This is a genomic window from Collinsella aerofaciens (genome assembly GCF_964283865.1).
Lineage (GTDB): Bacteria > Actinomycetota > Coriobacteriia > Coriobacteriales > Coriobacteriaceae > Collinsella.
Genome location: NZ_CAXYLS010000005.1, coordinates 37,151 through 62,111 on the forward strand (window position 1 = coordinate 37,151; position 24,961 = coordinate 62,111).

Annotated in this window: 20 protein-coding genes; 6 read left to right on the top strand and 14 right to left on the bottom strand. The window is 58.9% G+C overall.

Annotated features, from left to right (window positions below; genetic code table 11):
* The first annotated feature begins 186 nt into the window (after window positions 1–186).
* Window positions 187–2,868, top strand: a complete 2,682-nt coding sequence (locus tag ACRX4W_RS04785) for a DEAD/DEAH box helicase (protein WP_117647466.1) — start codon at window positions 187–189, stop codon at window positions 2,866–2,868.
* A gap of 80 nt (window positions 2,869–2,948) precedes the next feature.
* Here the strand turns inward: ACRX4W_RS04785 and ACRX4W_RS04790 are convergent, their stop codons facing one another.
* The 8 genes from ACRX4W_RS04790 to ACRX4W_RS04825 form a co-directional block, all read right to left on the bottom strand.
* Complete coding sequence (locus ACRX4W_RS04790) at window positions 2,949–4,706, bottom strand: DUF2130 domain-containing protein (protein ID WP_117563516.1); 1,758 nt, start codon at window positions 4,704–4,706, stop codon at window positions 2,949–2,951.
* A gap of 139 nt (window positions 4,707–4,845) precedes the next feature.
* Window positions 4,846–5,610, bottom strand: a complete 765-nt coding sequence (locus tag ACRX4W_RS04795) for a ChbG/HpnK family deacetylase (RefSeq protein WP_117563517.1) — start codon at window positions 5,608–5,610, stop codon at window positions 4,846–4,848.
* Window positions 5,611–5,687: 77 nt separating this feature from the next.
* Window positions 5,688–7,136: a PTS transporter subunit EIIC gene (locus ACRX4W_RS04800; RefSeq protein ID WP_117563518.1), complete on the bottom strand. Its 1,449-nt coding sequence runs from the start codon at window positions 7,134–7,136 to the stop codon at window positions 5,688–5,690.
* 340 nt (window positions 7,137–7,476) lie between these two features.
* Window positions 7,477–8,313: a PRD domain-containing protein gene (locus ACRX4W_RS04805; RefSeq protein ID WP_432299427.1), complete on the bottom strand. Its 837-nt coding sequence runs from the start codon at window positions 8,311–8,313 to the stop codon at window positions 7,477–7,479.
* Between the two features lie 73 nt (window positions 8,314–8,386).
* Window positions 8,387–8,932 (bottom strand): metallophosphoesterase, encoded by a 546-nt coding sequence (locus tag ACRX4W_RS04810; RefSeq protein WP_231500841.1) that lies wholly within the window; start codon window positions 8,930–8,932, stop codon window positions 8,387–8,389.
* A 66-nt stretch (window positions 8,933–8,998) separates the two neighbouring features.
* A complete protein-coding gene (locus ACRX4W_RS04815) occupies window positions 8,999–9,178 on the bottom strand; it encodes a hypothetical protein (protein WP_117563521.1) in 180 nt (59 codons plus the stop codon).
* Between the two features lie 264 nt (window positions 9,179–9,442).
* Entirely contained in the window at window positions 9,443–10,822 is a 1,380-nt protein-coding gene (locus ACRX4W_RS04820; protein WP_117645756.1) for an aldehyde dehydrogenase, read from the bottom strand.
* An 8-nt stretch (window positions 10,823–10,830) separates the two neighbouring features.
* Window positions 10,831–12,051, bottom strand: a complete 1,221-nt coding sequence (locus ACRX4W_RS04825; protein WP_117563523.1) for an iron-containing alcohol dehydrogenase — start codon at window positions 12,049–12,051, stop codon at window positions 10,831–10,833.
* A gap of 256 nt (window positions 12,052–12,307) precedes the next feature.
* Here ACRX4W_RS04825 and ACRX4W_RS04830 point away from each other — a divergent pair, with 256 nt between their 5' ends.
* A complete protein-coding gene (locus ACRX4W_RS04830; RefSeq protein WP_022094328.1) occupies window positions 12,308–12,868 on the top strand; it encodes a ferritin family protein in 561 nt (186 codons plus the stop codon).
* A gap of 242 nt (window positions 12,869–13,110) precedes the next feature.
* On the opposite strand, the gene ACRX4W_RS04835 is transcribed toward ACRX4W_RS04830, so the two are convergent.
* Window positions 13,111–13,968, bottom strand: coding sequence for a hypothetical protein (locus ACRX4W_RS04835; RefSeq protein ID WP_124786405.1), 858 nt, complete (start codon window positions 13,966–13,968; stop codon window positions 13,111–13,113).
* Between the two features lie 561 nt (window positions 13,969–14,529).
* Entirely contained in the window at window positions 14,530–15,972 is a 1,443-nt protein-coding gene (pdxR, locus tag ACRX4W_RS04840) for a MocR-like pyridoxine biosynthesis transcription factor PdxR (RefSeq protein ID WP_432299430.1), read from the bottom strand.
* A gap of 145 nt (window positions 15,973–16,117) precedes the next feature.
* On the opposite strand from pdxR, the gene pdxS reads away from it, so the two are divergent.
* Both pdxS and pdxT read left to right on the top strand, forming a co-directional pair.
* A complete protein-coding gene (gene pdxS, locus ACRX4W_RS04845; protein WP_022094325.1) occupies window positions 16,118–17,008 on the top strand; it encodes a pyridoxal 5'-phosphate synthase lyase subunit PdxS in 891 nt (296 codons plus the stop codon).
* 20 nt (window positions 17,009–17,028) lie between these two features.
* On the top strand, window positions 17,029–17,616 hold the full coding sequence (pdxT, locus tag ACRX4W_RS04850) for a pyridoxal 5'-phosphate synthase glutaminase subunit PdxT (protein WP_432299432.1): 588 nt from the start codon (window positions 17,029–17,031) through the stop codon (window positions 17,614–17,616).
* Between the two features lie 420 nt (window positions 17,617–18,036).
* Here pdxT and ACRX4W_RS04855 read toward each other — a convergent pair whose 3' ends face one another.
* Together ACRX4W_RS04855 and ACRX4W_RS04860 are read right to left on the bottom strand one after the other, a co-directional pair.
* Complete coding sequence (locus ACRX4W_RS04855; RefSeq protein WP_117774394.1) at window positions 18,037–18,948, bottom strand: hypothetical protein; 912 nt, start codon at window positions 18,946–18,948, stop codon at window positions 18,037–18,039.
* Between the two features lie 152 nt (window positions 18,949–19,100).
* Window positions 19,101–20,516 carry an MFS transporter gene (locus ACRX4W_RS04860; protein WP_432299434.1) on the bottom strand — a complete coding sequence of 472 codons (1,416 nt, stop codon included), beginning with the start codon at window positions 20,514–20,516 and terminating at the stop codon, window positions 19,101–19,103.
* Between the two features lie 204 nt (window positions 20,517–20,720).
* On the opposite strand from ACRX4W_RS04860, the gene ACRX4W_RS04865 reads away from it, so the two are divergent.
* Complete coding sequence (locus tag ACRX4W_RS04865) at window positions 20,721–21,131, top strand: peptide deformylase (RefSeq protein ID WP_432299436.1); 411 nt, start codon at window positions 20,721–20,723, stop codon at window positions 21,129–21,131.
* 183 nt (window positions 21,132–21,314) lie between these two features.
* On the opposite strand, the gene ACRX4W_RS04870 is transcribed toward ACRX4W_RS04865, so the two are convergent.
* Together ACRX4W_RS04870 and ACRX4W_RS04875 are read right to left on the bottom strand one after the other, a co-directional pair.
* Window positions 21,315–22,796, bottom strand: a complete 1,482-nt coding sequence (locus ACRX4W_RS04870; RefSeq protein ID WP_117647513.1) for an aminotransferase class I/II-fold pyridoxal phosphate-dependent enzyme — start codon at window positions 22,794–22,796, stop codon at window positions 21,315–21,317.
* A 202-nt stretch (window positions 22,797–22,998) separates the two neighbouring features.
* On the bottom strand, window positions 22,999–23,856 hold the full coding sequence (locus ACRX4W_RS04875) for a LysR family transcriptional regulator (RefSeq protein WP_117840579.1): 858 nt from the start codon (window positions 23,854–23,856) through the stop codon (window positions 22,999–23,001).
* A gap of 118 nt (window positions 23,857–23,974) precedes the next feature.
* On the opposite strand from ACRX4W_RS04875, the gene ACRX4W_RS04880 reads away from it, so the two are divergent.
* On the top strand, window positions 23,975–24,886 hold the full coding sequence (locus ACRX4W_RS04880) for a DMT family transporter (RefSeq protein ID WP_117647433.1): 912 nt from the start codon (window positions 23,975–23,977) through the stop codon (window positions 24,884–24,886).
* Window positions 24,887–24,961 lie beyond the last annotated feature (75 nt).

Below are 24,961 nucleotides of genomic sequence, written 5' to 3' on the forward strand. Positions count from 1 at the left end.
CCGCAGGTAGAACCCTTGCGCAAAAGTCATGTGCTCGCAATATCGCAAAAAGTCTACTCACTTGGCTAGCGACTACACTAAACGGCTGGGCAGAACGCCCATTTCCTGCATTTTCTTGCCTGCGAACGCATCGATGCGACGCTACGCCATAATAGTTGGCGGACAATCGCGAGAGAAAGCAAACACATGGCACAGACCACGACAGATATCGCCGCCAGCACCGTCCCCGGTGCCGGAGCCGCCAGTTCATTCTCGGGCGGCACGGGAACCGAAGCCGAATTCGGCTCACTCGGTGCGCTCTCCCCCACCTGGTGGGAGCCCGAGGACGGCAGCGAGCCCGAACCGTGGCTCACGCCCGACCAGGCCTTCGAGCGCTTCTTTGAATGGACGAGCGATCGCGGTATTGAGCTGTGGGACCACCAGGAAGAGGCCCTCATGGATCTAGCCGCCGGCGATCACGTCATTCTGGGCACGCCGACCGGATCGGGCAAGTCGCTTGTCGCGCTGGGCATGCTCTTTATGGGCATGGCACAGGGCAAACGCTGCTATTACACGGCCCCCATCAAGGCTCTGGTCAGCGAGAAGTTTTTCGACCTTGTGCAGGTGCTCGGCCGCGATAACGTCGGTATGATCACCGGCGACACGCATATCAACACCAAGGCGCCCGTCATCTGCTGTACGGCAGAAATCCTCGCCAACGACGCACTACGCGAGGGCGAAGATGCCGATGTTGGCTGCGTCGCCATGGACGAGTTCCACTACTTTGCCGACCCCGATCGCGGTTGGGCCTGGCAGGTGCCGCTGCTCACCCTGCCTCACACGCAATTCATGCTCATGAGCGCCACGCTCGGCGATGTCACTGCCATCGCCGCCTCACTCGAGGAGCACACCGGCGCTGCTTGCGACTTGGTCGTCGACGCCCCGCGTCCTGTTCCGCTGAGTTACGACTATGTGACGACCTCCCTCGAGGGCACGGTCGAGCTCGCCATGCGCCGCGACGAGGCCCCACTCTATATCGTGCACTTTAGCCAGGATGCCGCACTTGCGACGGCACAGTCGCTCGCCAATTTTGGCATTGCCAACAAGGAGCAGCGCGAGGCCATCAAGGAGGCGGCCAAGGGCACGAGCTTCTCGACGGCCTTCGGCAAAATCCTCAAGCGCTTGCTCGGATGCGGCGTCGGCGTGCACCATGCTGGCATGTTGCCGCGCTACCGCCTGCTGGTCGAGCGCTTGGCGCAGCAGGGCCTGCTACCCGTCATCTGCGGCACCGATACGCTCGGCGTCGGTATCAACGTGCCCATCCACACCGTGGTGCTCACCGCGCTCACCAAGTTCGATGGCTATAAGATGCGTCGTCTGCGCGCCCGCGAGTTCCATCAGATTGCCGGTCGTGCCGGCCGCTCGGGCTTCGATACCGAGGGCATGGTCATCGCCGAGGCACCCGAGCACGAGATCGAGAATGCCAAGCTTATGGCCAAGGCGGGCGACGACCCCAAAAAGCTCCGCAAGATTAAAAAAAAGAAGGCCCCCGAGGGCTTTGTCACCTGGAACAAGCAGACGTTCGAGCGCCTGATCGAGACGCAGCCCGAGACACTCAAGCCGCGCCTGCGCATCACGCACTCCATGGTGATTAGCGTGGTCGAGCAGGGTGGCGATGCCCGAGCCCGCGTACACGACCTCATCGAGACGAGCCTGCAGACCCCCGAGGAAAAGGCTAAGCTCGAGGTTCGTGCCGACGAGATCTTCGCCACGCTCATCGATTCCGGCGTCGTCGTGCGCACCGAGGTGCCGCCCGCACCCGACGCTCCGGCTGACGCCGCGCCGGACATCGACTACGCACTGACGGTCGACCTGCCCGAGGACTTTGCGCTCGACCAGCCGCTCTCGCCGTTTTTGCTTGCCGCGTTGGAGCTGCTCGATCCCGAGAGCGAGACCTATACCATGGACCTGATCTCGATGGTCGAGGCAACGCTCGAGGATCCCAAGCAGGTGCTGCGCGCTCAGGAGCGCGCAGCGCGCGACCGCGCGATGGCCGAAATGAAGGCTGACGGCGTCGAATATGAGGAACGCCTGGAGCGCATCCAGGATGTCACCTACGAAAAACCGCTCGAGGACTTGCTCGACGCCGCCTTCGACAAGTACTGCCAGGAAGTGCCCTGGGCAAACGACTACCAGCTCTCTCCCAAAAGCGTCCTGCGCGATATGCTGGAAAGCGCGAGCGATTTTAAGGGTTACATTCAAAAGCTCGGCATCGCCCGTTCCGAGGGCATTTTGCTGCGTTACCTGGCAGAGGCCTACCGTTCGCTCGACCGCACCGTGCCCATCGAGAAGCGCGACGAGCGTCTGCGCGACATTATCTCGTGGCTCGGCTTTGTGGTGCGCTCGGTGGACTCGAGCCTGGTGGACGAGTGGGAGAACGCCGGCAACCCGGCAGCCCTCGATGCTGCGCCGCCGCAGGGCATCGACGAGGTCGTGGCGGACCGCCGCGGCTGCACGCTGTTGGTGCGCAACGCGCTCTTCCGCCGCGTGACCCTTGCCGCCCGCGAGCACGTTCGCGACCTGGGCGAGCTCGACGACGACTGGGGCATGAGCGAGATCCGCTGGCAAAAAGCACTCGACGCTTACCACGAGCAGCACGAGGAAATCCTCACCGACGGAGATGCCCGCAGCGCCGCGATGTTTTCCATCGACGAGTCCGACGAGAAGACCGCGCACGTATGGCACGTGCACCAGATCTTTGCTGACGAGGATGGCGACCACGATTTTGGCATCATGGGCGATGTCGATCTGGACGCCACGCAAGACGGCGGCGAGGTAATCTTCAAGAACTACCGTGTCGGCTTTATCGAGGACCTGCTCGAGGACTAGCCGGGCGCAATGGGACGAAACAAAGCGGGGTCGCTGGCAACATCGCCAGCGGCCCCGCTTTTTGCGCGATACGCTATCCCCTACTCGGCATCCTCGACCTCATACGAATCCGCCTCGGCTGGCTCATCGTTCGTCTCTGTCGCGGCCCCGCGCGCCTCGTCAAACGCTGCTTTCATGGTCTTGTTGCCCCACGTGAGCTTGCGAATGGTAAGATCGTCGGCTTTCTTGTTGGCAAGGCGCAGATTGTTCTCGGAGGACAGCAACGCCTCCTTGGTTTTCTGCAGATGGCTAATCGTCTTGTCGATCTCATCGATTGCCGTTTGGAACTTGCGGCTCGCGATCTCGTAGTTGCGGCCGAAATCGTTCTTGAACTTCTCCATCTTGGCTTCGAAGTTCGTGACATCGATATTCTGCTGCTTGTACTCCGCCAGCTCCTGCTTATAGCGAAGCGAACCCATGGCGGCATTGCGTAGCAGCGTAATGATGGGAATGAAGAACTGCGGGCGGATCACATACATCTTCTCGTAGCGATAGCTCACGTCCACGATTCCCGCGTTGTAAAGCTCGCTCTCGGGCTCGAGCAGCGTGCAGAGCACCGCGTACTCACAGCCTTTCTGGCGACGATCGTGATCGAGTTTCTTAAAGAAGTCCTCGTTTTTATGCTTGGTCGCGGTCTCGTCGTTCTCGTTTTTCATCTCGAACATAATCGAAATGACCTCGTTGCCGCTCGCGTCGCGCTCACGGAAAATGAAGTCTCCCTTGGTGCCCTCGGATGCATCGTTATCTTTCTCGAAGTACGCATTGGGAAACGCCGTCATGCGCAGACGGTTAAACTCGGTCTCGCAGTGCTGCTCGAGCGACTCGCCCACCATCTTGGTGGACAGGCGAACCTTCATGTCCTTAAGGCGCTCAATCTCTTCATCCTTGTAGCGAATCAGGTCATCGCTCGCGCGCTTGGCCTGCGCAAGCTCGAGCTCGTGTGCCGCCTTGGCTTGCTCCTCGCGAGAATCGCGCACCGCCAGCTCGCTCGTCAGTTTGGCACGTGCCTCATCGCGCTCTCGCTCCGCCGCGGCGACCGCCTCTGACAGGTTCATTTTTGCCATCAGTTCCTGCTCGCGCAGCTGGGCACGCAGGCCCTCGGCCTCTTGCTCGGACTGAGCCTTTGCGGCGGAAAACTTCTCTTGCACCTTCGCGCGATAGTCAGTAAGCGCGCGCTCGGCCTCGCTGCGAGCGGCATCGAGCTCACGCTGCGACTCTGCCGCGGCAGCGGCAAGCGCCATCTCCTGGGCCTTGTCCGCCGCGGCGATCCTGGCCTGCAGCTCGGCAATCTGAGCGTCGCGCGCGGACAGGTCGTTTTGAGCAGCATTGCGTGCCGCCGCCTCGGCAAGCCTGGCTTCATCATCTTTGCGCTCCAACTGCGCACGTAAATTGTCGATCTCGCGCTGAAGCTCGGCATTCTCCTTTTGAGCATCGGAACGAGCCTCAACCGCCGCGCGCTGACTTGCACTCTCGCGCTCTGCGGCAGCGCCTTCGAGCTTGGCGCGCAGCTCGGCAAGCTCAGCGTCGCGCTTGGCAACCTCTTGTGCCAGCTGCTGAGCTGCAGCGTTCTTCTGCTCGACAAGCTGAGCGTCGCGCTGAGACTCTGCCTTTTGCAAAGCAGCCGTCGAGCGCGAGCGCTCAAGCTCCAGTGCCTGCTCGCCCTCGCGCTGGACCGCCTTCACGCGCTCATCCAGGTCGCGCGAGAACTCGGCATCGCGCACCTGCTTGACGATATCCGCATAGCCGGACGCATCGACCTTAAAAACTTCGCCACAATGCGGGCACTTGATCTCGTTCATAGCAGCTCCTCGATGGACGCAAATTTCAACCGCCTACACTCTACCGCGCCGCACGGACAAAAAAGGCGCCGCTGCCATAATGGCAACGGCGCCAGAACCACCACAAAGGCGACTGTCCCCTTTGTGGTGACTTGGGTCCTTACAGGTCGCGGTAGTCGATCAGGCGAAGATCGGATTGAGACTCGAGCCAAGCGCGAAGCTCGGGGTCGATCAGTGCATCGACTTCCTTGGTACGATCGGTCGTGAGCGAGCTGTTCTCCAGGATAAAACGATCGAGATAACCCGGATGGCACACAAAGACGACCGTCTCGCCGTCCACCATCCCGCGAACCGTCTGCATGATTGCCTCTTTGGGCTCGTAGCCCGGCTCCATCGAGCGCATCACCATGCGCAGATCAGTATCTCCGCAATGCACCACAGCCGCGGGGTCGAAGCTCGCCTTTTGCTCCTTAAGGCCCAGCTCCTGAGCAACCGCCGAGATCGCTCGGTTAAGGTTTTTGCTCATGACGGCATGGGCCTCAAAGTAATCGGGCTCGCGGCCCACGATCTCGACAAAGCGGTCATGCTGCGCGCGGATCTCGATGCAGGCCTCGTCGAAGTCTATCAACTCCTCGCCGCGCTTAAAATGATCGCGGAAGGTACGGCTGCTATGGAACTCATCATTCTCGTTGAGCATGCTCGGAATGAGCGCCGGGTCGGCACACGGCTTGCCCAGGCACACGTTGGTATGCTGACCCACCGCAATGCCGGCATCCGCCACGAGCGACCAGCCACGCTCGGCCTCGGGCATATTGGGCATAAGTCCCGCCGAGCGCACCAGGCCCTCATTGATACTGCGGGCAATCCCCAGGTTAACGGCATACGAATAACCGATATCATCGGCACGAATGAGCAATTGCTTCATATTGACCCCCATCTACGGAAAGGGACACTTGAAGCGCAGCCAAGTGCCCCAGATAATTGTCCTACCGAACGGATGCTTTAGGCTTTGGCGGCAGCAGCGTCTTCGTCGAGCTGCTCCTTGGTAAAGCCAAAGAAGTAGGCGATGGCAGCGGCGGCAACAAATGCAGTGCCCGATGCAACGCAGCCCCATACGAGATTAGCAGTTCCGCCTGCAACATAACCTGTAATACCAAGGATATTAGTTGCGCCCAAAACATACGTGGTCACATTAGTGAGAGCCGCGATCAGGCCGCCGATAGCGCCGCCCGCGACCATGGCACCCAGGCAGCGAGTATACTTAAAGCCGCAGCCATACAGCGCGGGCTCCGTCACGCCACCGACAATGCCGGAGAGCGAGAAACCAAGCATAGCGCCCTTTTCGTCGACCTCCTTAAGGCGCAGGAAGGCACCGAAGGCCATGCCCCACGTGGCGAACTGAGCGATAGCACCCGCGACCATAACGCAGGAGTCAGACCCTGAGGTGAGCACCTGCACAATGCCGAGGGCAATCAGAACCTGGTGCATACCGGTCATAACCAGGAACTCCCAAAGCGCGGCAATGGCGACGAGGGAGAGGATTGTGACGATGCCGCCAGCGTTTCCGAGGCCGAACATAAAGTTGCCGACCAGGTCGCCCAGAATGGAACCAATCGGAGCTAGGGCGCACAGGGAAACGGGGGTCATCACAGCCATGGTGCACACGGGCACAAACACCGTGGAGAGCATGTCGGGGATGATCTTCTTCATGAACTTCTCGACGACCATCAGCACCGGCATAGACAGCAGCATGGGGAGCACGGTCGCAGAATAGTTGTTCAGCTGAGCCGGGAGCACGCCGTAAACCATCGTGGTCGTAGCACCAGAATCCGCAGCGGCGTTGACCAACGTCATGAACTCGGGGGCAATGAGCACGCCGCCGAGCATCATGCCGAGCGGCTGGCTGCAGCCGAGCTGCTTTGCGGCAGCCCAACCCAGATAGACAGGGAGGAAATAATAGCCGGCGTTGTAAATCCAGTTGTAGAAGAAGTTGTAGATGTCAGAATCGGCAGACCAGATACCGAGCATGCCGTCGCCGCAAAGTACGGCAAGTGTGCGGAACATGGCGGCGCCCATGATAATGGGGATCGTCATGCACATTGTCTTGGACAGGTAGTTAAGGGCCTTCTTGCCCGCAGTCTTGACCGTCAGTGGCTCCTTGGTGCCGTCATCGAGGTTCTCGTCAATGGAGCCTTCGCCCTTGACGCCCAGCGCAATGGCGGCGTCATAGACCTTCGGCACGTTCTGGCCAATGATGACCTGATACTGGCCGCCAGACCACTGTGCGCCCAGCACACCCTTGATCTTCTTAACTTCATTATCATTGGGAATGGACTGATCTTTGAGGTTCAGACGCAAGCGGGTCATGCAGTGCGTCGCGTTCGTCACATTGGAGGCGCCGCCGACGGCAGCGAGCACGTCCTCGGCAATCTTCTTGTTATCGACAGCCATGTCGAATCCCTTCTCTTCCAACTAAAGGCCGTGGGACTTCACGGCACCAAGACGCACGATTCCGCTCGCGCCTGCGCAGCGCGCGATACCAGTTGGCAAGAGATTGATTTGCATGTGATTCCCGGGTGGATCGACATGAAAAAAGCCCCGCGCACAACCGACAGAGACCCAATTATGGTCTTGGCAGAATCGGTAGTGCCTCTCGGAGCTGCGCCGTGAGTAACACCCAACACACGGCGAGTATATGCGGCAGATGCGTTCGTTGCGGCTCAGATTACCGACGAACGGTAGCAAACGACCCGCGAACGGTCGCCATGACGGAAAGGAAATACCAGAGAGCCTATTTATCCGAGTGGACAGAAGCCACGCGATTCACATGCATGATCAGATAGACGAGCTCCTCTTGGGCCAATGGCTCGCCAAAGGTCTCTTGAATCAGATCGTCGACACGGTGAGCGCAACGCGATGCCGCCGGATACTGCTCCACGAGCACGTCGTAAAGACCGGAGTTCTCGGTATCGATCGGCTCTTTCTTTGCCACGCGGTCGAGCAGATAGCGCACATGAGTGGCAAAGCGGGCAAAGGCGAACGACGAGCGATCGACCGTCACACCCAACTCTTCTTGAATAATCGCGACCGTCATATCGAGCAGTCGCTCCTCGTGCTGCTCGGCAAGCACGCGCCGCTCGCTCGGCTTAACCGATGCGTTGACAATCGACATGGCAATGCCCGCGGCCTCGCTTCGGGGCATACGCACACGGAAGCTTTTCTGGATGCCGCGAACAGCCAGCTCGCCCAAGCGGTATTCGATGGGATGCAGCTGCTCCAGATCGCGCTCGAGCGGCAACGACACCACCATGTGTTCGCGGGCGCGCTTAATGGCAAACTGGATATGGTCCGCCAGTGTAATGGGGAGGTTAGGGCTCAATTCGTACGAAAGCTGTCCGGTTGCGATATCAGCCAGCTGAGCAGAAAACTCCAGCACCTCGGGGTCGACCTCATCAATAAACGCCAGGTACTTTGAATCAATGCCGTAAAAGGTACGCGTGATGACATCCAGGTCGACCTCATGCGGCATATCGCCAAAGCCGATACCGCGACCCAGCGCGATAAGCTGACACCCCGCGCCGTCTTCGCAGATGGCAGCGTTATGGTTAATGCGCTGGATAGCCCTCATGGATTCATCGCTCCTACTGAAACGCGCCGCACAGACCATCCGCGCGGCGCGTTCATTCTACCTGCACTTACAGCTACAGTCCAAAGAAGCCTAGGATTTGGTCACGGCTTACGGGCTTGTAGTTGTTGGCATCGAGGCCAACGTCGTAGCGCAGAACCGGGCGCTCGCGATCGCGGTTGCGCGCGTTGGTGCGGTCTCCCCTGCTGTGGATATGCCCGTGCAACATGATGGCGCCACGCGCCTTGCCGTTCCAGCTGAGCATGGGGTAATGGCTCATTACCAGGCGATGGCCCTTCGCGTAACCGGGGGCGACCTCCAGATAATCGCGCACCTCATCCCAAATGTGCGGCGCGTCTGGATCTTCCCAGTCGCCGTCATGGTTACCGCGGATGAGCGTTACGTTCTGACATTCGATGCGCTCGCGCAGGCGCACCGCCTCCGCCAGGGGCAAACGATAGGTAAAGTCTCCCAAGATATAGAGGCGGTCGTCCACAGCCACGCACTCATTGATGGCATCGATGACCTTGCGGTTCATCTCCTCGACCGAATCAAACGGTCGATCCATGTCGTGCAAGATATTCGTATCGCCCAGGTGCAGGTCGGCGGTAAACCACATCATCGTCTCTGTCCTCATTTCGCAACGCGTATAAGACCTGTTTAGTATACAGACGCGGCGATGAGACAGTCACCCAAAGAGCCCGCCGAACAGACCTCGGCGACGCTTGTCCTGCTTTTTCGAAGCGTCATCCCGCGTCTTCTTGCCCTGCCGCTTCTTACGGTCCTGCTCCAACTCATCGTCATCGAGTAGCATATCCCACTCAAACGGATCGTCTGTCAGATCGAACAGGTCATCGTCATCAAACACGTGCGCCTCCATTACCGATTAGCGAGCATCCACAACGTAGTTGAGAAGTCTACGGGCCCGTGCGGACACAAATTCATCCTGTCTGCGTCTTTCAATCGTTTGCCGCAACGCTTGCGCAACGGAACGCCTGCAGATAAGATGGGAACACGGATGGCACCCGTGGCAGCGGGTCTTGCCAACTCCGATACACGTTTTCATCGTGAGAAATGGCCGTCTTCGCTTACGCGGGGGCGGCCACTTTGTTTATCCCTATGTCATCTGATTCTAATGCACAAACATGCGCACGAACTTGCGCTTCCAGCTTGCGTAAGGGGCATAGCGGAACGGCACGTCCAGCCACGTTGCCTTGTTCACGATGCTCTTCTTGTGGCTAAACGTATCGAAGCTCTCGCGTCCATGGTACTGTCCCATACCGCTCGCCCCCATGCCGCCAAAGCCCATATGGCTCGTGGCCAAATGCATAATGGTGTCATTAACACAGCCACCACCAAAGGGCACGTAACGCACAAAGCGCTGCTGAACCTCACGGTCTTGGCTAAAGATATACAGGGCCAGCGGCGTCGGACGATCCGTAATAAACGTCTCGGCCTCGTCTAGGCTCTCAAACGACAGCACCGGCAAGATGGGGCCGAAAATCTCCTCCTGCATTACGGCGTCCTCAGGCGCCACGCCGTCCAAAATCGTCGGTTCAATCTTGAGCGACGACTCGCGCGCGGTACCTCCCAGCACAACCTTGTCGGGGTCGATCAGCCCGCGTACGCGCGCGAAATGCTTGGCGTTGACAATATGACCGTAATTCTCATTGTCGAGCGGATGCTCGCCAAACATGCGGCGGGCCTCCTCCTTGATGAGGTCCAGCAGCTCGTCGTGCACGCGCGCATCGACCAGCAGGTAGTCGGGCGCCACGCAGGTCTGCCCCACGTTGAGCCATTTACCAAAGGCGATACGGCGTGCCGCGACCTTCAAGTTAGCCGTCGCATCCACGATGCAGGGACTCTTTCCGCCCAGCTCAAGCGTCACGGGTGTGAGGTTTTTACTTGCACGCTCCATGACGAGCTTGCCGACCGGAACGCTACCGGTAAAGAAGATCTTGTCCCAGCACTCATCGAGCAACGCTTCGTTTTCGGCACGCCCGCCTTCGACGACCGTCACCAAGCGCGGATCAAATGCCTCTTCACAGATTTGCTTGAGCACCGCGCTCGATGCCGGAGCATAGGCGCTCGGCTTGATGACCACGGTATTGCCCGCGGCAAGGGCGCCGGCGAGTGGCTCGAGCGTCAGTAAAAACGGGTAGTTCCACGGAGCCATGATGAGTGTGACGCCATAGGGCACGGACTGCGTCTTGCACACACTCACGGCGTTGGCGAGGTCACACGGACGCAGGCGCGAGCGACTCCATCGAGCCACATGCGCAATCTGATAACGAATCTCGGAAAGCGAGGTGCCGATCTCGCACATATACGCCTCGTCATGCGACTTTCCCAAATCGGTCTTGAGCGCATGGGCAATATCGGCCTCGTGGGCCCGCACCGCATCGCGTAAACTCACGAGCGCACGACGTCGAGCATCGACATCAAACGTGGCGTGCGTCTTAAAATAGGCGCGCTGATCGGCAACGATGCGCGCGATTTCCTCGGTGTTCATGGGCCCTCCTAGTTCTCGTCTTCAAACATACCACCCGCAACGACCTCGTACATATGCTCGAGCTCCAAACGGTCCATTAAAAGCGGAACGGGGTACAGGGGATTGGCCTCGGCATCGGCATGCGCCGCCATCTCAGGAATGTCGGAGCGGCGAATGCCCGTCACATATTTGGGTATGCCCAAGGCGGCGTTCATGCGGTCGACCCAATCGATAAAGGCCTCAGCAGCCACGTTGTCCAGCGCATTAGCCGGCGCAATGCCGGCCATGCGGGCGAGATCGGCGAGCTTGGGAGCAGCAGCTTCGCCATAGGCGCGAAGCATGTGCGGCAGGATGATGGCGTTGGCCAAGCCGTGGGGAATCCCGTAACGCCCGCCCAGGCTGTGCGCGATGGCATGGACGTATCCAACATAAGAGCGCGTAAAGGCAACGCCCGCTTTATACGCCGCCGAAAGCATATTGCGGCGCGCACGCATGTTGCCACCGCACTCATAGGCCTCGAGCAAATTGTCGTGGATGAGCTGCACCGCCTGGCGCGCCATCTTGCGCGTATAGGGCGTGGTGCTGCGCCCGATAAAGGCCTCGACGGCATGTGTCAGGGCGTCCATGCCCGTTTGCCCCGTAATGGAGGCGGGCAGGCCGCGCGTAAACTCGGGGTCGTGCACCGCAAAGCGCGGGATCAGCACAAAGTCGTTAATGGGATACTTGTAGTGCGTCTCGTCGTCGGTAATTACCGCTGCAAGCGTGACCTCGCTTCCCGTGCCCGCCGTGGTGGGAACGGCGATGAGCAGCGGCAGGCGACGATGGATACGCAACAGGCCGCGCATCTTGTTGATGGGCTTCTTTGGCTGCGCGATGCGCGCGCCCACGCCCTTGGCGCAGTCCATGGCCGAACCGCCGCCAAAGCCGATAATGGCCTGGCAGGCGCTCTCTCGATACAGAGATGCCGCTTCCTCCACGTTTGAGACCGTGGGGTTCGCACATGTTTCGGCATAGACCGCAGCGCTAATTCCCTTGGACGCGAGCGCTGTCTCGAGCGGTGCCGTGAGCCCCAGACGGGCAATGCCGGGATCTGTCACGATAAGAACATGGTGTATTGAACGCTTTTGAAGCACTGCGGGCACTTCCTCAGCGTGCTCTAAAATGCGTGGCTCGGTATAGGGCAGCACCGGCAATGCGATGCGAAAAACCGTTTGATACGTTCGGCACCAGGCGCGGCGGGCTAGATGCATAAAGGAAGCTCCTTCATTTGTTGATTGGTCAACATTTGCTCGACCGATTGTACTCATCGGAGGTCGCACGAGGTCTAGCAATCGTTAATCAATCAACATCTACACATGCTTAAATTGTTTTATTAAAAATCATTCCTAATAGGCTTCACATTCGGTCTCATTTATGGATAATAGAACTCGTCAAGACGCACGTCCGGAGAGGGCCCTTACGGGACCGGACGAGCGCACCATCGCCATCGATCGAAAGGATCGAATCATGAAGTTTGTTTGCCCCGTTTGCGGTTATGTGGAAGAGTTCGACGGCGACCAGCTGCCCGAGGATTTCAAGTGCCCCCAGTGCGGCGTTCCCGGCTCTCGCTTCCTGAAGCAGGAGGAGGGCCAGCTCGAGTGGGCTGCCGAGCACGTCGTGGGCGTCGCCAAGATGGAGGGCGTCTCCGAGGACATCGTTGCCGATCTGCGCGCCAACTTTGAGGGCGAGTGCTCCGAGGTCGGTATGTACCTGGCCATGGCTCGCGTTGCTCATCGCGAGGGTTATCCCGAGATCGGCCTGTACTGGGAGAAGGCTGCCCACGAGGAGGCCGAGCATGCCGCCAAGTTCGCCGAGCTCCTGGGCGAGGTCGTGACCGATTCCACCAAGAAGAACCTCGAGATGCGCGTTGAGGCCGAGAATGGCGCCACCGCCGGCAAGACCGATCTTGCCAAGCGCGCCAAGGCCGCTGGCCTCGATGCCATCCACGACACCGTGCACGAGATGGCTCGCGACGAGGCCCGCCACGGCAAGGCTTTCGCTGGCCTGCTCAAGCGCTACTTTGGCTAAGCCAACTGCCTGAGACATAACCTCTAGCTCGAAGAAGGCCCGGACCGTATTGGTTCGGGCCTTTTTGTGTCTCGAGGACTCGTTAACGCCCTGAAATAGAGCTATCTTCGGCATCGGTCTCTCGTCAAAAACTAAGTGAGTAGACTTTTCGAAACTTGCCGAGCAGACCATCCGTATTGCTTTATAAAGTCGCAGGTAAATGACTTGTTTCAAAACGGCCTGGTCGCCAAAGTGCCAAAAGCCTACTCACTTAGAACCGCAGCCGTCCACGATCGAGCTGTTTTGCGTCTAACGGGCATCTTTCCGTCGATTACTCCCAATTTTGTCCAGTCAACGAATAGTTCAGACCGGAGTAATGTCTCAGCCCTTTGCTCATCTGAGCTTTTATCACGATATTCAGCATCGAGCATCCTGCATATGGCCTTAACGATCGCGCGGAATCTATCCTCATCGGATATCTGTCTGTGTGTCAGGAGAAGTACATCGTAGCCCATGGCCTGAAGGGCCGTCATGCGGTCAGCGTCACGCAAGCCATCCCCTGCGCGTCCGTGCGAGGCCTTTCCCTGACATTCAATGGCCACCTGTCGCCTGCCGTCCGGCGAAGAAAGAAGTAGGTCGATATATACACGGGACTTTCCCACAATCGCTCGAGCACTTGTGCTTAGCATCACTTCAACATTAAGCTCTATGCCGCAAAAACCTTCGCCTCCCAGGGATCGCGGCAGTGCAAGTAGCAAATACGCCTCGACCTCAAAAGGCGACGCGGCGCCCAATGGAACGAGTTGCGATACCGCTATAAATCTATTGCCGTAACGCATCCCGCAAACATCTGAACAAAAACGGTCAAGGTCTCCGCCCAAAACCAAAGCGTCTCGACGCCATAAATTTGAGGCGGTGCCGTCCTCGGACGGGCAGCGCACCCAACCGAACGTTGTCGAAATCGCGCCCGAATCAATTGCACGCGAAAGCTCCGCCTCAAGTGCCGCCGGCAGGGCACACACCGCAAACAAGCCACACATCTCCGCCAATACCAAAAGAAGCTGAAGATCCGTCAGATGCCGCAACATGATGAATGCCGTCAGTAGAGGAGACGTAATCAAAACCCCATGCTCCGTTCCCAGCACGGATTCCCTGGGAAGCTCACCAAGAAACAGCCGCTGCCTAATGCTGGCAGGACAAGTCCGTTTGTTTCTCGACCGAACCAATGTATACAACGGAAAACCGAGCGCGACCGCAGCCGTCGGGTTGCGGGCGAGATCATATCGCTGCCGGTCTTCTTCCGGTCGTGGAAGCGGCGGACACAAAGCGCGGACTTGAGGAGGCAAACGCCAGTACCTAAAAGCTGATATGTCACAAAGTAGATCCTTCATAGGCACAGGAAAACACGAATTTCAACCCAGTCAGTCACGCATTGGCGCGAACGCACCAAAAATGGCGCCGAACGGACTGCCAAGTTTTCAACAGCCCTCCCCAACTGGCCAAAAGCTTGCCGAGAGCTGGACGAAGCCCTGTTGAAAACCCCATTTTTTCTCATGCAGGAGCTTTGCGCGGCAAGTGAGTAGACTTTTTTGAACATCCCGAGCAGGCCGGTCATCCTGCTTTTCAAAACCGCAGGTAGATAGCTTGTTACAAAACTGCCTGGTCGCCAAAGTGCTAAAAGTCTACTCACTTAGGTTGCAGAGTGCCCCCCCCATTAGCTGCAATTCCAAGGTAGTTAGTACTTTTGGACTCAGATCGTCATACTGAACAAGAATTTGAGTTGAGTTTTCAGGGACAGATGCGCCATCGGCACACCAAAAACAGTCACCGATATCGATAAAAGGGATGCTCGAGCGCGTGAGGGCCCGTGCAAAAGAGCTTCCGCCCGCGTCACACTCCACGGCCACGACGCAGTAAAGGCCGGCGTCCGCGTACTCGATCGAGACTTCCCCTGCCGGAAACGTTTTCCGTACAAGCGCCGCCAGGCCATCACGCGCCCCACGAGCACGAACGCGCACGCGGTTCACATGTCGCTCGTAATCACCCGATTCCAGCAAACGCGCCAAGGCAACCTGATCAACAGAACTTACCGACGAGGCGTAGAAACCAAGGTTGCGTTTAAACCTCTCCATTAGTTCATCGGGCAGCACCATGTACGCCAAACGCAACGCCGATGAAAGGCTCTTCGAAAACGTGTTGGTGTAGATAACCGACTGGGCGGCATCGATCGACGCGAGCGCGGGAATCGGCTTGCCGGCAAGGCGAAACTCACAATCAAAGTCGTCTTCGATGAGATACCGACCTGGCCGCTCGGCGGCCCAGCTCAGCAACGCATAGCGACGTGCAATGCTCGTCACAAGACCGGTCGGATACTGATGAGACGGCATCAGGTGAAGGACATCGGTCCCGGTTTTCTGCAGCGCGCTCAAGTCCACGCCCTCAGCATCCAACGGGATATGCCGCACTTCGCAACCCATGGCCTGATAGATGCGCGTCAAGCGCAAATAGCCTGGATCCTCGACGGCATACACCTTGTCCGCGCCAAGCAACTGAACCAACATGGTATCGAGCAGCTGGGCGCCCGCACCGATAACGATGTTGTCGGGGTCGACATTCATGCCCCTTGTCCCGCGCAGATGGTGCGCAATCGCACGTCGCAGTCGAGCGGTGCCCTGCGCCGGTGCGGGCGAAAAGATTTCACGTTCGTCTTCGGACGTCAGCGTCGCCCGTAGCGCACTTTGCCAAAGCCGCGCCGCCTCCAAAGCGGAAGGAGAAAGTGCGTCGAATCGCTCTGCCTGCCCCATGGCATCATGCGCGCTGGGACCAACAGGGACAGCATCTCGGTCGATATCCCCCGCAGCAAAAGCCAAAACCGGCGCATCCGGAAGCTCGCACGCGTAGTAGCCACGACGCGGCATCGAGCAAATATAGCCCTCGGCAAGCAACTGGCTATATGCATTCTCGATGGTAATGACACTGATACCCAAATGACTCGCAAAGGCGCGCTTAGACGGCAGATGCTCCCCCGCCGCAATACGGCCAGCAACAATATCATCGCGAATTTGCTGGTAAACATACTCATAAAGCGATGCTTCGCCGCGATTTTCCAAATTGTAGTCAAGCATGGGTCTATCACCTGACCTTATCGAATCATTCAATCTGGCATTAGTCTGACCTTGTTATTATCTCGAAAACTGAGTATTTCGCCATACCCAGCTCCCCGATAGGATGTTCCGTCAAGCAATGTACATGCCAACCAAGGGAGCAACCATGGCAGAACAGACCAGCAAGGCCGATCGCGTCAAACTCAATCGCGAACTCGCGCAGATGCTCAAGGGCGGCGTCATCATGGACGTCACCACGCCCGAGCAAGCACGCATCGCCGAGGAGGCGGGCGCCTGCGCCGTCATGGCGCTCGAGCGTATCCCGGCCGACATCCGCGCCGCAGGCGGCGTCTCGCGCATGAGTGATCCCAAGATGATCAAGGGCATCCAGGAGGCCGTCTCCATCCCCGTTATGGCCAAGTGTCGCATCGGTCACATTGTCGAGGCGCAGGTCCTGCAGGCCATCGAGATCGATTACATCGATGAGTCCGAGGTCCTCTCCCCCGCCGATGATGTCTATCACATCGACAAGACCCAGTTTGACGTGCCGTTTGTCTGCGGCGCCCGCGATCTGGGCGAGGCGTTGCGCCGTGTTGCTGAGGGCGCCACGATGATTCGTACCAAGGGCGAGCCGGGCACGGGCGACGTCGTTCAGGCCGTGCGTCACATGCGCAAGATCCAAAAGCAGATCCGCGACGTTGTTGCTCTGCGCGACGACGAGCTCTTTGAGGCAGCCAAGCAGCTGCAGGTTCCGGTCGAGCTGGTGCGCGAGGTCCATGCCACGGGCAAGCTCCCCGTCGTAAACTTTGCCGCCGGCGGAGTCGCGACCCCCGCCGACGCCGCGCTGATGATGCAGCTGGGCGCCGAGGGCGTCTTTGTCGGCTCGGGCATCTTTAAGAGCGGCGACCCCGCCAAGCGCGCCGCCGCCATCGTCAAGGCCGTGGCAAACTTCACCGACGCCAAGCTCATCGCCGAGCTTTCGGAGGACCTGGGCGAGGCCATGGTGGGCATCAACGCCGACGAAATCGAGATCATCATGGAGGAGCGCGGGCGCTAGTCCAGCAGAAAGGATCGCACATGAGCGATTATGCAGACCAAACGGTCGCCGTGCTGGCGGTCCAGGGCGCTTTTGCCGAGCACGAGGCAAGACTGTCCGAGCTGGGCGCACGCTGTATTGAGCTGAGGCAGGCGGCTGATTTGAAGCAGAACTTTGACCGTCTGGTACTTCCCGGCGGCGAGTCTACCGTTCAAGGGAAACTGCTTGATGAGTTGGGCATGCTCGAGGAGCTTCGTACCCGTATCGCTGAAGGCATGCCCGTCCTGGGCACCTGCGCCGGCCTGATTCTGCTGGCTCACGACCTTGCCGCTCATGACGATAAGGGCACGTCGCGTTTGGCAACCATGGATGTACTCGTCGAGCGCAATGCCTACGGCAGGCAACTCGGCAGCTTTCGAGCCAAGGGGCAGGTAGCCGGCATCGACGGTGAAGTGCCGCTGACGTTTATCCGCGCGCCCCGCATCGTCGAAGTGCACGGCGACACTGAGGCCCTAGCCGAAGTCGACGGTCGCATCGTCGCCGCCCGCCAGGGCAACCAGCTCGGCGTAACCTTCCACCCCGAACTCGACGAAGACACCCGCCTCCACGAACTGTTCCTGCAAATGTAGGCAGAGTAGAAACGAGCGTGGATTTCCGGACACAGAACAAATGAGAGTGGATAATCTCCCACTTTGAGCTTGAATGCAGGCTCAAACCGGGAGATTATCCACTCTCATGCCATGTAGTCGTTGGGGACGTTCTTAAACGACTAGTCAAACAAGAACGTCCCCAACGACTACATCGCGATAGACGGCCACGTTTGCCCAGATAATACCGACCAAAATAAACCTGTCCCTTTTTGGCAGGTTTGAATCAAGGCAACGCCGATGTTTTGGCACCGACAGCGAAAACCCGCCAGAGCGAGCAAGGTGCCTTGAAACGAGGCGGCATTGACCTTCTGGTCATGCCGCCGAAGTTGAAAGGCAGATTGCCGCTCTCGCGGGTTTGCAGCGTCAACTAGTTACGCGGTTCGTAGAACCGCGTAACCCCTAGAAACGGTTGCCGCGGAAGCCGCCACCGTTGCGGCCGCCACGGTCGCCACCGCGACCGCCGCGGTCGTTACCACGGTTGCCGCCGAAGCCACCACGGTTGCCACCGCGATCGCCATAGCCACCACGGTTGCCACCAAAGCCGCCGCGACCGCCACGGTCGCCGCCACGGTCACCAAAGCCGCCACGGCCACCGCGATCGCCACCGCGACCGCCGCGGTCACCGCCACGGCCACCGCGATCGCCAAAGCCGCCGCGACCGCCACGGTCGCCGCCACGGCCACCGCGCTCGTCACGGCCGCCGCGAGGACCGCGGTCCTCGTCCAGGCCCATGGCGACGAGCGGAGCGATGACCTTATCGAGAGCGGCCATCAGCTCGGTGGCCTCCTCGTAAGAAAGCTCGGGCAGGAGCTTCTCCTTCTTGTTGGCAAGCTCGACCAGGCCCTCAGCGGCATCCTCGGCAGCGAAGACAACGATCTTGCGCATATCGCCCTCGGCGTCGTCGATGCGGCCGACCAGATCGGCAGCCTCGGCCTCGGCCATCAGACCATCGAGCTCACGAAGGCGCATGCCCAGCAGGTCGGACATTTCCTTCTGCTCCATCTTGGGCTTGAGGTCAAGGAGCTTAATGGCGCGCTCGATGTTCGCCATGCGCTCGGCCTTGGCCTCCTCCTCCTTGGAAATAGCAAAGCGACGGCTACGCAGCAGGCGAGCGGCCTTCTGCATCTTGTCCATCAGCTCTTCGTCATCGTAATCAGCGGCGGCCTCGACAACCTCGGCCTCCTCCTCGGCGGAAACCTCGTCAGCAGCCTCAACCTCAGCAGCTTCGGTCTCCACGGTCTCGACTGCCTCAACCTCGGCAGCCATGGTCTCGTTCTCGGTCTCGTTCATGATCTCTTCGTTCTCAGACATGAGACTCCTTCTTGGCCCTCTCGGGCATCATCGCCCCATTCGCGGGGCCCGTCGCGCACTCTTTGCGCTTTATACATTCATGCCTCTCGGCAAAACGTCCATTAGTTTATGGTGTCGCCATCCAATCTAGCTGCAGAATCTATGTGCACACATTAATGCGACATGTGCGACTCGCGGCGAGCGTACACCAGCGACACCGCGAACCCGACAACGGCAATCACGGCCGCCACGCGCACGGCGGCTGCAAATCCTATCGCCTGGGCAACGTCCGACGCAACGCCCGCGGCGCCAGCAGCCACCGCAGAACTCGAGAGCAGACCGATAAACAGCGACGGGCCAAACGATGCGGCAATCATGTTCCACGTGTTAAGCAATGCCGTTCCGTGAGGATGTTCAGCGGCAGGCAGCGTCTCCAAGCCGGCCGTTTGCGAGGGGCTCAGCACCAAACCGACTCCGGCATACACCACAACGGTCAGCGCCACGACGACGCCGATGTTCATGCTTGCCGCCGTCATCGAGATGGCAGTCTGCCCCACGGCAATCAGGGCAAAGCCGACCGGCAGCAGGGGCCATGCGCCACGGGCGTCCATCACACGTCCGCCCACAATCGAGGTCACGGCGTTGCAGGCAATCGCCGGCAAAATGAGCAAGCCCGCAACAAGTGCGGTCATGCCGTATGCGCCCTCAAAATAGAGCGGCAACAAAACACTCATCGAGAACGTTGTCATCATCGACACCACCACAAGCAGGCACGCAGGCCAAAAACGAACGCTCGCCACGGGACGCACGTTAAGCACCGGATGCTCGAGCTTGAGCTGACGGGCCGCAAACAAGCCGAGCAGCACAAGGGCGGCGAAGAGTGTCACGATGCCGGAAATCAGATTGGTCGAGAACTCGCCTACGGAATACACAAATGCCGTAATGCTGGCAGCGAGCAAAACAACCGACAGAATATCAAGCGTGGTGTTCGAGCGCTCTCCGACATTCTGAACAAGCTTTACGCCCGCCGCAGCGACCGCAATGCCGCCCACCAACGGCACTACGAACACCGCTCTCCAGCCAAACAACGTGCACATAAGACCGCTGATCACAGGTCCAAACGCCGGCCCTAGCGTAATGCAGGCACCGCCCAGACTCAGGTACAGACCGAGCTTCTCACGCGGGGCGCAAGACAGCACCACGTTCATCATGAGCGGAAACAAGATGCCCGATCCCGCAGCCTGCAAAATACGACTTGGCAGCAAAACAGTAAACGACGGGGCGACCAGGCACAGGACTTCTCCGGCGACCGTGCATCCGCATGCGAAAAACAGCAGCTTGCGCGTCGAGAAACGACCGGAAAGAAAGGCCATGACGGCCGTAAAGATCGACGTCACGATCATGTAGCCCGAAACAAGCCACTGCGCCGTGGTGGCACTCACCGAAAAGGCCGCCATAATGTCGTGCAACGCCACGTTAATGATGTTCTCGTTAAAGGCGGCAACAAAGGCTGCGATATACATTACGGCGAGAAACGCCGAAGTGGCCGATGGCGTTGTCTGAACTTGTTGCTGAGATTTGCTTCCCATGCATTTCCTTCCTCTTGGAACGACAGTCACATCGCCCCAGAGGAACAGTCCAGGGCGAGAATGAGCCCTAGACTTACGCCAGACGCCGCACGCGACGAGTCTGGCAACATGGTCCAACGTCGAAAGATTGTAACGCGGACGCGCAGCTTTCCTTCCGCGCTATTATTAAAAGTCCACGAAAGCATGAGACATGAGGAGCCCGCCATGATCAAACCCATCATGAAATCCGAGTTCTTTTTGCGCCTGCCTTCCGAAGACGCGGCCCCCGATGACGCCGTGACCGGGCAGGACCTCCTGGATACGCTCCATGAGCATGAGCACGAGTGCGTGGGCCTCGCCGCCAATATGATTGGCGTGCGCAAACGCATCATCTGCGTAAAGGACGGCAACAGGGCGCTCCTGATGTACAACCCTCAAATTCTTGAGCAGGTCAATGCCTATCAGACGAGCGAAGGATGCCTTTCGCTGGTTGGAGAGCGCCCCTGTACCCGTTATCGCCGCATTAAGGTGGAGTATCTGGACGAGAACTTCGTCCACCGCATCAAAAACTTCTCGGGCTACACCGCCGAGATCATCCAACACGAAATCGACCACTGCAACGGGATTGTTATTTAGACAGCCAGGGTAACGATGCAGGTTGAGCACACGACAGCAAGCGAGCCGCATTTGCGCCAAGGTGACGTGAAATGAGAGGGCGCTGACCTTCTGGTCGCGCCCTCGAAATTGAACGTCAGATTGGCGTGAATGCGGCTCGCGCAGCGTCAAGTGGTCCGCCGTTCGGTAGAACGGCGGAACTAATTAGCTCTGACGGTAATGGTCGAAGAAGTCGGCGAGGTCTTCGAGGGACTCTTTGAGTACTTCCATGCGCGGCAGGTACACGATACGGAAGTGGTCGGGCTCAGCCCAGTTGAAGCCGCCGCCGCGCGTGATCAGGATCTTCTTCTCGTGCAGCAGGTCAAGGGCGAACTGCTCGTCATCGGTAATGTTGAACTTCTTCACATCCATCTTGGGGAAGATGTAGAACGCCGCACGCGGCTTAACCACCGAGATGCCGTCAATCTTGTTGAGCGCCTCATACACAAAGTTGCGCTGCTCGTAGACACGACCGCCCGGGCGGATATAGTCGTTGACCGACTGATGGCCGCCGAGCGCCGTCTGGACGATCGACTGAGCCGGCACGTTGGAGCACAGACGCATGTTGGAGAGCATGTTGATGCCCATGATGAAGTCGCTCATGCAGCGCTGGTTGCCCGAAAGCACCATCCAGCCAATACGATAGCCCGCGATCATGTGCGACTTGGACAGACCGCTAAAGGTGACGCAGGGCAGATCGGGAGCGAGCGAGGCAATCGAGACGTGCTCGTAGCCGTCCATGCACAGGCGGTCGTAGATCTCATCAGCAAAGATCATCAGCTGATGCCTGCGTGCAACCTCGACGATGCCCTCGAGCACCTCGCGTGGATAGACGGAACCCGTGGGGTTGTTGGGGTTGATGATGACGAGGGCTTTGGTCGCGCTCGTGATCTTGGACTCCATATCCTCCAGGTCGGGATACCAATCCGCCTGCTCATCGCACAGATAGTGCACGGGATGACCGCCGGCAAGGGTTGCGCACGCCGTCCAGAGCGGATAGTCGGGGCTGGGGATCAGAATCTCGTCGCCATTGTCGAGCAGCGCGTTCATCGAAAGCTGAATGAGCTCGGACACGCCGTTGCCCGTGTAGATATGCTCCATCTGAACGTTGGGCAAGCCCTTGATCTGCGAATACTGCATGATCGCCTTGCGCGCGGAGAACAGGCCACGCGAGTTGGAATAGCCTTCGCAGTCGGGCAGCTGCTGGCGCATGTCCTTGATGACCTCATCGGGCGTGCGGAAACCGAAGGGCGCCGGGTTGCCGATATTGAGCTTGAGGATGCGCTCGCCCTCGTCCTCCATACGGGCGGCCTCGTCGACGACGGGACCGCGCACGTCATACAGGACGTTATCGAGCTTGGCGGATTTAGAAAAAGTACGCATGGTGGTGCTCCTTGCAATTTGAGCTGAGGGATGGGATTCGGGCCTGGAATCGTTGCGGGGAGATGATTCCTCGCCTTGGTCGGCGTCACCGGCGAGCAGCCAGGTAACATCGACCTCCAAAATACGGGCGAGCAGCTCTGCCACATCGCGCCGCGGAATCGTCTTGCCGCTCACATATTGGCTCATCTGGCTCTTGCCGAGTTTTTTGCCGAGCATCTCCGATGCGCGGATCACGTCCGACTGGCGAACGTCGCGATCGGACATAGCCTGTCGCAGACGATCGCTAAACGTCTCTTGGGCCACTAGAACCTCCTTGCTGGCAAAGTTCAATTTATACAACACGAATTGAACCTGAGTTCAATTTAGGCAGCAGTATAACGCCGTGCTATTTCGAAAAGTTCAATTTTAAAAATAAAATGAGCAAGACCTCGAAATTTATCCCAAGGCGATAACGACGTGCACGCATTTAGAGGTATTCGAGGAAACGAGCGGCGGCAAGCGAAACATCGGCCGTTCGATATATGGCGTTGATCTGCCGATGGGGATGCCCTTCGAGCGGACGCACAGCAACATCAAACTGGCAGCGACGCAAGATGAGCGCGGGAAGAATGCTCACGCCCAAGCCATCCTCGACCATAGCCATAATCGCATAGTCATCCCAAGTCGACAGTTTTGAGCGCACTGACAGCCCCGCCCGACGGAATAGCGGCGTAATCTCATCATCGGTACCCCGTTCCAGCAGAATAAACTGCTCGTTGGCTAAATCGGCAAGAGAAACGACCTCCGCCGTGGCAAGCGAGGAGTCCGCTGGCACCACGGCCATCAACTCGTCTTGCACCAACGGTCGCGACGCCATGCCGGCGCCACGTGGCTCGCGCGGAATAAAGCCCAGGTCGCAGCGGCCTTCCACCACCCATTGCTCAATCTCGGAGTAATCACCCATCAGCAGCTCGTAATCGACATCCGGATGATCGGCGCGAAAGCGCGCAATCACCGGCGGCAGTACATGGGTCGCCACACTCGAAAACGTACCAATGCAGATCTTGCCGCGCATGAGCCCACGCATCTCGTCCACATGTCGCTGCAGGCGGCCAAACTCCTCGCAGAGCGCCTCAACCGCCGGCATGATCTGCCGCCCATCGGCAGAAAGCACCACACCCTCGCGGCTGCGGTCGAGCACCTTAAAACCCCAATCGGTCTCAAGGTCGCCCACCATGCGGCTCACGCCCGACTGCGAATAGCTCAGCCGCTCGGCGGCGCGCGTAAAACTGCCGGCCCGCACCGTCTCGAGCAGCACCTGCATCTTTTGAATATTCGTTTCCACGGCACCCCTCCACCTTTACATGAGTTTTTGTCATGTTATCCATGCATTATATTCGCTTTTCTTCTAAAGCCAGTTCACCCATAGTGAACATGCTCGGATATAGAGGGGATGTCAGCACATGAACAACGGATTGTTTACGTACTTAGCAGCATTGCTATTGTTTGGCTCCAACGGCATCATCGCCGCTGCCATCGCGCTGCCGAGCTCCGATATCGTACTGTTGCGCACGTTTTTGGGCGCTCTCACCCTTGCCGCCGTCCTCTTCATAACCAAGCGCCATAACCTGCAGGCTCCGTCTCGCCCCCGCGAGGCCGCAGCGCTCATCGTCTCGGGCGCCGCGCTGGGCGCCAGCTGGATTTTTCTGTTCCGCGCCTACCAGACGATCGGCGTCGGCGTATCCTCGCTGCTGTACTACTGCGGCCCCATCATCGTTATGGCCCTCTCCCCGCTCATTTTTGGCGAAAAGCTGACCGGCAGCAAAATCGCCGGCTTTATCGCCGTCGCCTGCGGTGCTTTTCTCATTGCAGCGCAAGGTCTAGGCGGCAATATGCCCATTGCGGGCATCGTCTGTGGAATCGCCTCGGCCTTCTGCTATGCATTGATGGTCATCGCCAGCAAGGGTGCGCCTCACATCGAGGGCCTCGAGAACTCCGCACTCCAAGTGAGCGCCGCCTTTGTGACCGCACTGGCCCTCACGCTCATCACGCAGGGCGCTCCCTCGTTCCTGTCCGCCGGCGTCGCCGCCAGCATTGATTGGCGCGCCGTCGCTATGCTCGGCGTCGTCAACACCGGCATTGGTTGCCTGCTCTACTTTAGCGCCGTCGCCAAGCTGCCCGTTCAGACCGTCGCCGTCGTCGGCTACCTCGAGCCGCTTTCGGCGGTCGTGTTCTCAGCCGCCCTTTTGGGTGAAGCCATAACACCGGTCCGCCTGATGGGCGCCGCGCTTATCATCGGCGGCGCGATTTTTTGCGAACTCGCCGGCAAACGCGCAAACGCCAAGGCTGGCATCGCCCAGATAGCACGTGCTTAAAAGCCCCTGCTTTGAAATGCTACCTGCGTAGATAAATAATCCCCAGCTGAGGATTATTGTCTAAAATAACCCGAT

Excerpts from the sequence above, each read along its gene's own strand:
- ACRX4W_RS04860 (WP_432299434.1), bottom strand. The coding sequence starts at position 20,516 with ATGGGAAGCAAATCTCAGCAACAAGTTCAGACAACGCCATCGGCCACT.
- ACRX4W_RS04880 (WP_117647433.1), top strand. The coding sequence starts at position 23,975 with ATGAACAACGGATTGTTTACGTACTTAGCAGCATTGCTATTGTTTGGC.
- pdxR (WP_432299430.1), bottom strand. The coding sequence starts at position 15,972 with ATGCTTGACTACAATTTGGAAAATCGCGGCGAAGCATCGCTTTATGAG.
- ACRX4W_RS04865 (WP_432299436.1), top strand. The coding sequence starts at position 20,721 with ATGATCAAACCCATCATGAAATCCGAGTTCTTTTTGCGCCTGCCTTCC.
- ACRX4W_RS04820 (WP_117645756.1), bottom strand. The coding sequence starts at position 10,822 with ATGAACACCGAGGAAATCGCGCGCATCGTTGCCGATCAGCGCGCCTAT.
- ACRX4W_RS04870 (WP_117647513.1), bottom strand. The coding sequence starts at position 22,796 with ATGTCCGATCGCGACGTTCGCCAGTCGGACGTGATCCGCGCATCGGAG.
- ACRX4W_RS04800 (WP_117563518.1), bottom strand. The coding sequence starts at position 7,136 with ATGGCTGTCGATAACAAGAAGATTGCCGAGGACGTGCTCGCTGCCGTC.
- ACRX4W_RS04805 (WP_432299427.1), bottom strand. The coding sequence starts at position 8,313 with ATGAGGGCTATCCAGCGCATTAACCATAACGCTGCCATCTGCGAAGAC.
- pdxS (WP_022094325.1), top strand. The coding sequence starts at position 16,118 with ATGGCAGAACAGACCAGCAAGGCCGATCGCGTCAAACTCAATCGCGAA.
- ACRX4W_RS04795 (WP_117563517.1), bottom strand. The coding sequence starts at position 5,610 with ATGAAGCAATTGCTCATTCGTGCCGATGATATCGGTTATTCGTATGCC.
- ACRX4W_RS04785 (WP_117647466.1), top strand. The coding sequence starts at position 187 with ATGGCACAGACCACGACAGATATCGCCGCCAGCACCGTCCCCGGTGCC.
- ACRX4W_RS04830 (WP_022094328.1), top strand. The coding sequence starts at position 12,308 with ATGAAGTTTGTTTGCCCCGTTTGCGGTTATGTGGAAGAGTTCGACGGC.
- ACRX4W_RS04855 (WP_117774394.1), bottom strand. The coding sequence starts at position 18,948 with ATGTCTGAGAACGAAGAGATCATGAACGAGACCGAGAACGAGACCATG.
- ACRX4W_RS04790 (WP_117563516.1), bottom strand. The coding sequence starts at position 4,706 with ATGAACGAGATCAAGTGCCCGCATTGTGGCGAAGTTTTTAAGGTCGAT.
- ACRX4W_RS04825 (WP_117563523.1), bottom strand. The coding sequence starts at position 12,051 with ATGCATCTAGCCCGCCGCGCCTGGTGCCGAACGTATCAAACGGTTTTT.
- pdxT (WP_432299432.1), top strand. The coding sequence starts at position 17,029 with ATGAGCGATTATGCAGACCAAACGGTCGCCGTGCTGGCGGTCCAGGGC.
- ACRX4W_RS04810 (WP_231500841.1), bottom strand. The coding sequence starts at position 8,932 with ATGATGTGGTTTACCGCCGACCTGCACCTGGGCGATACGAATATCTTG.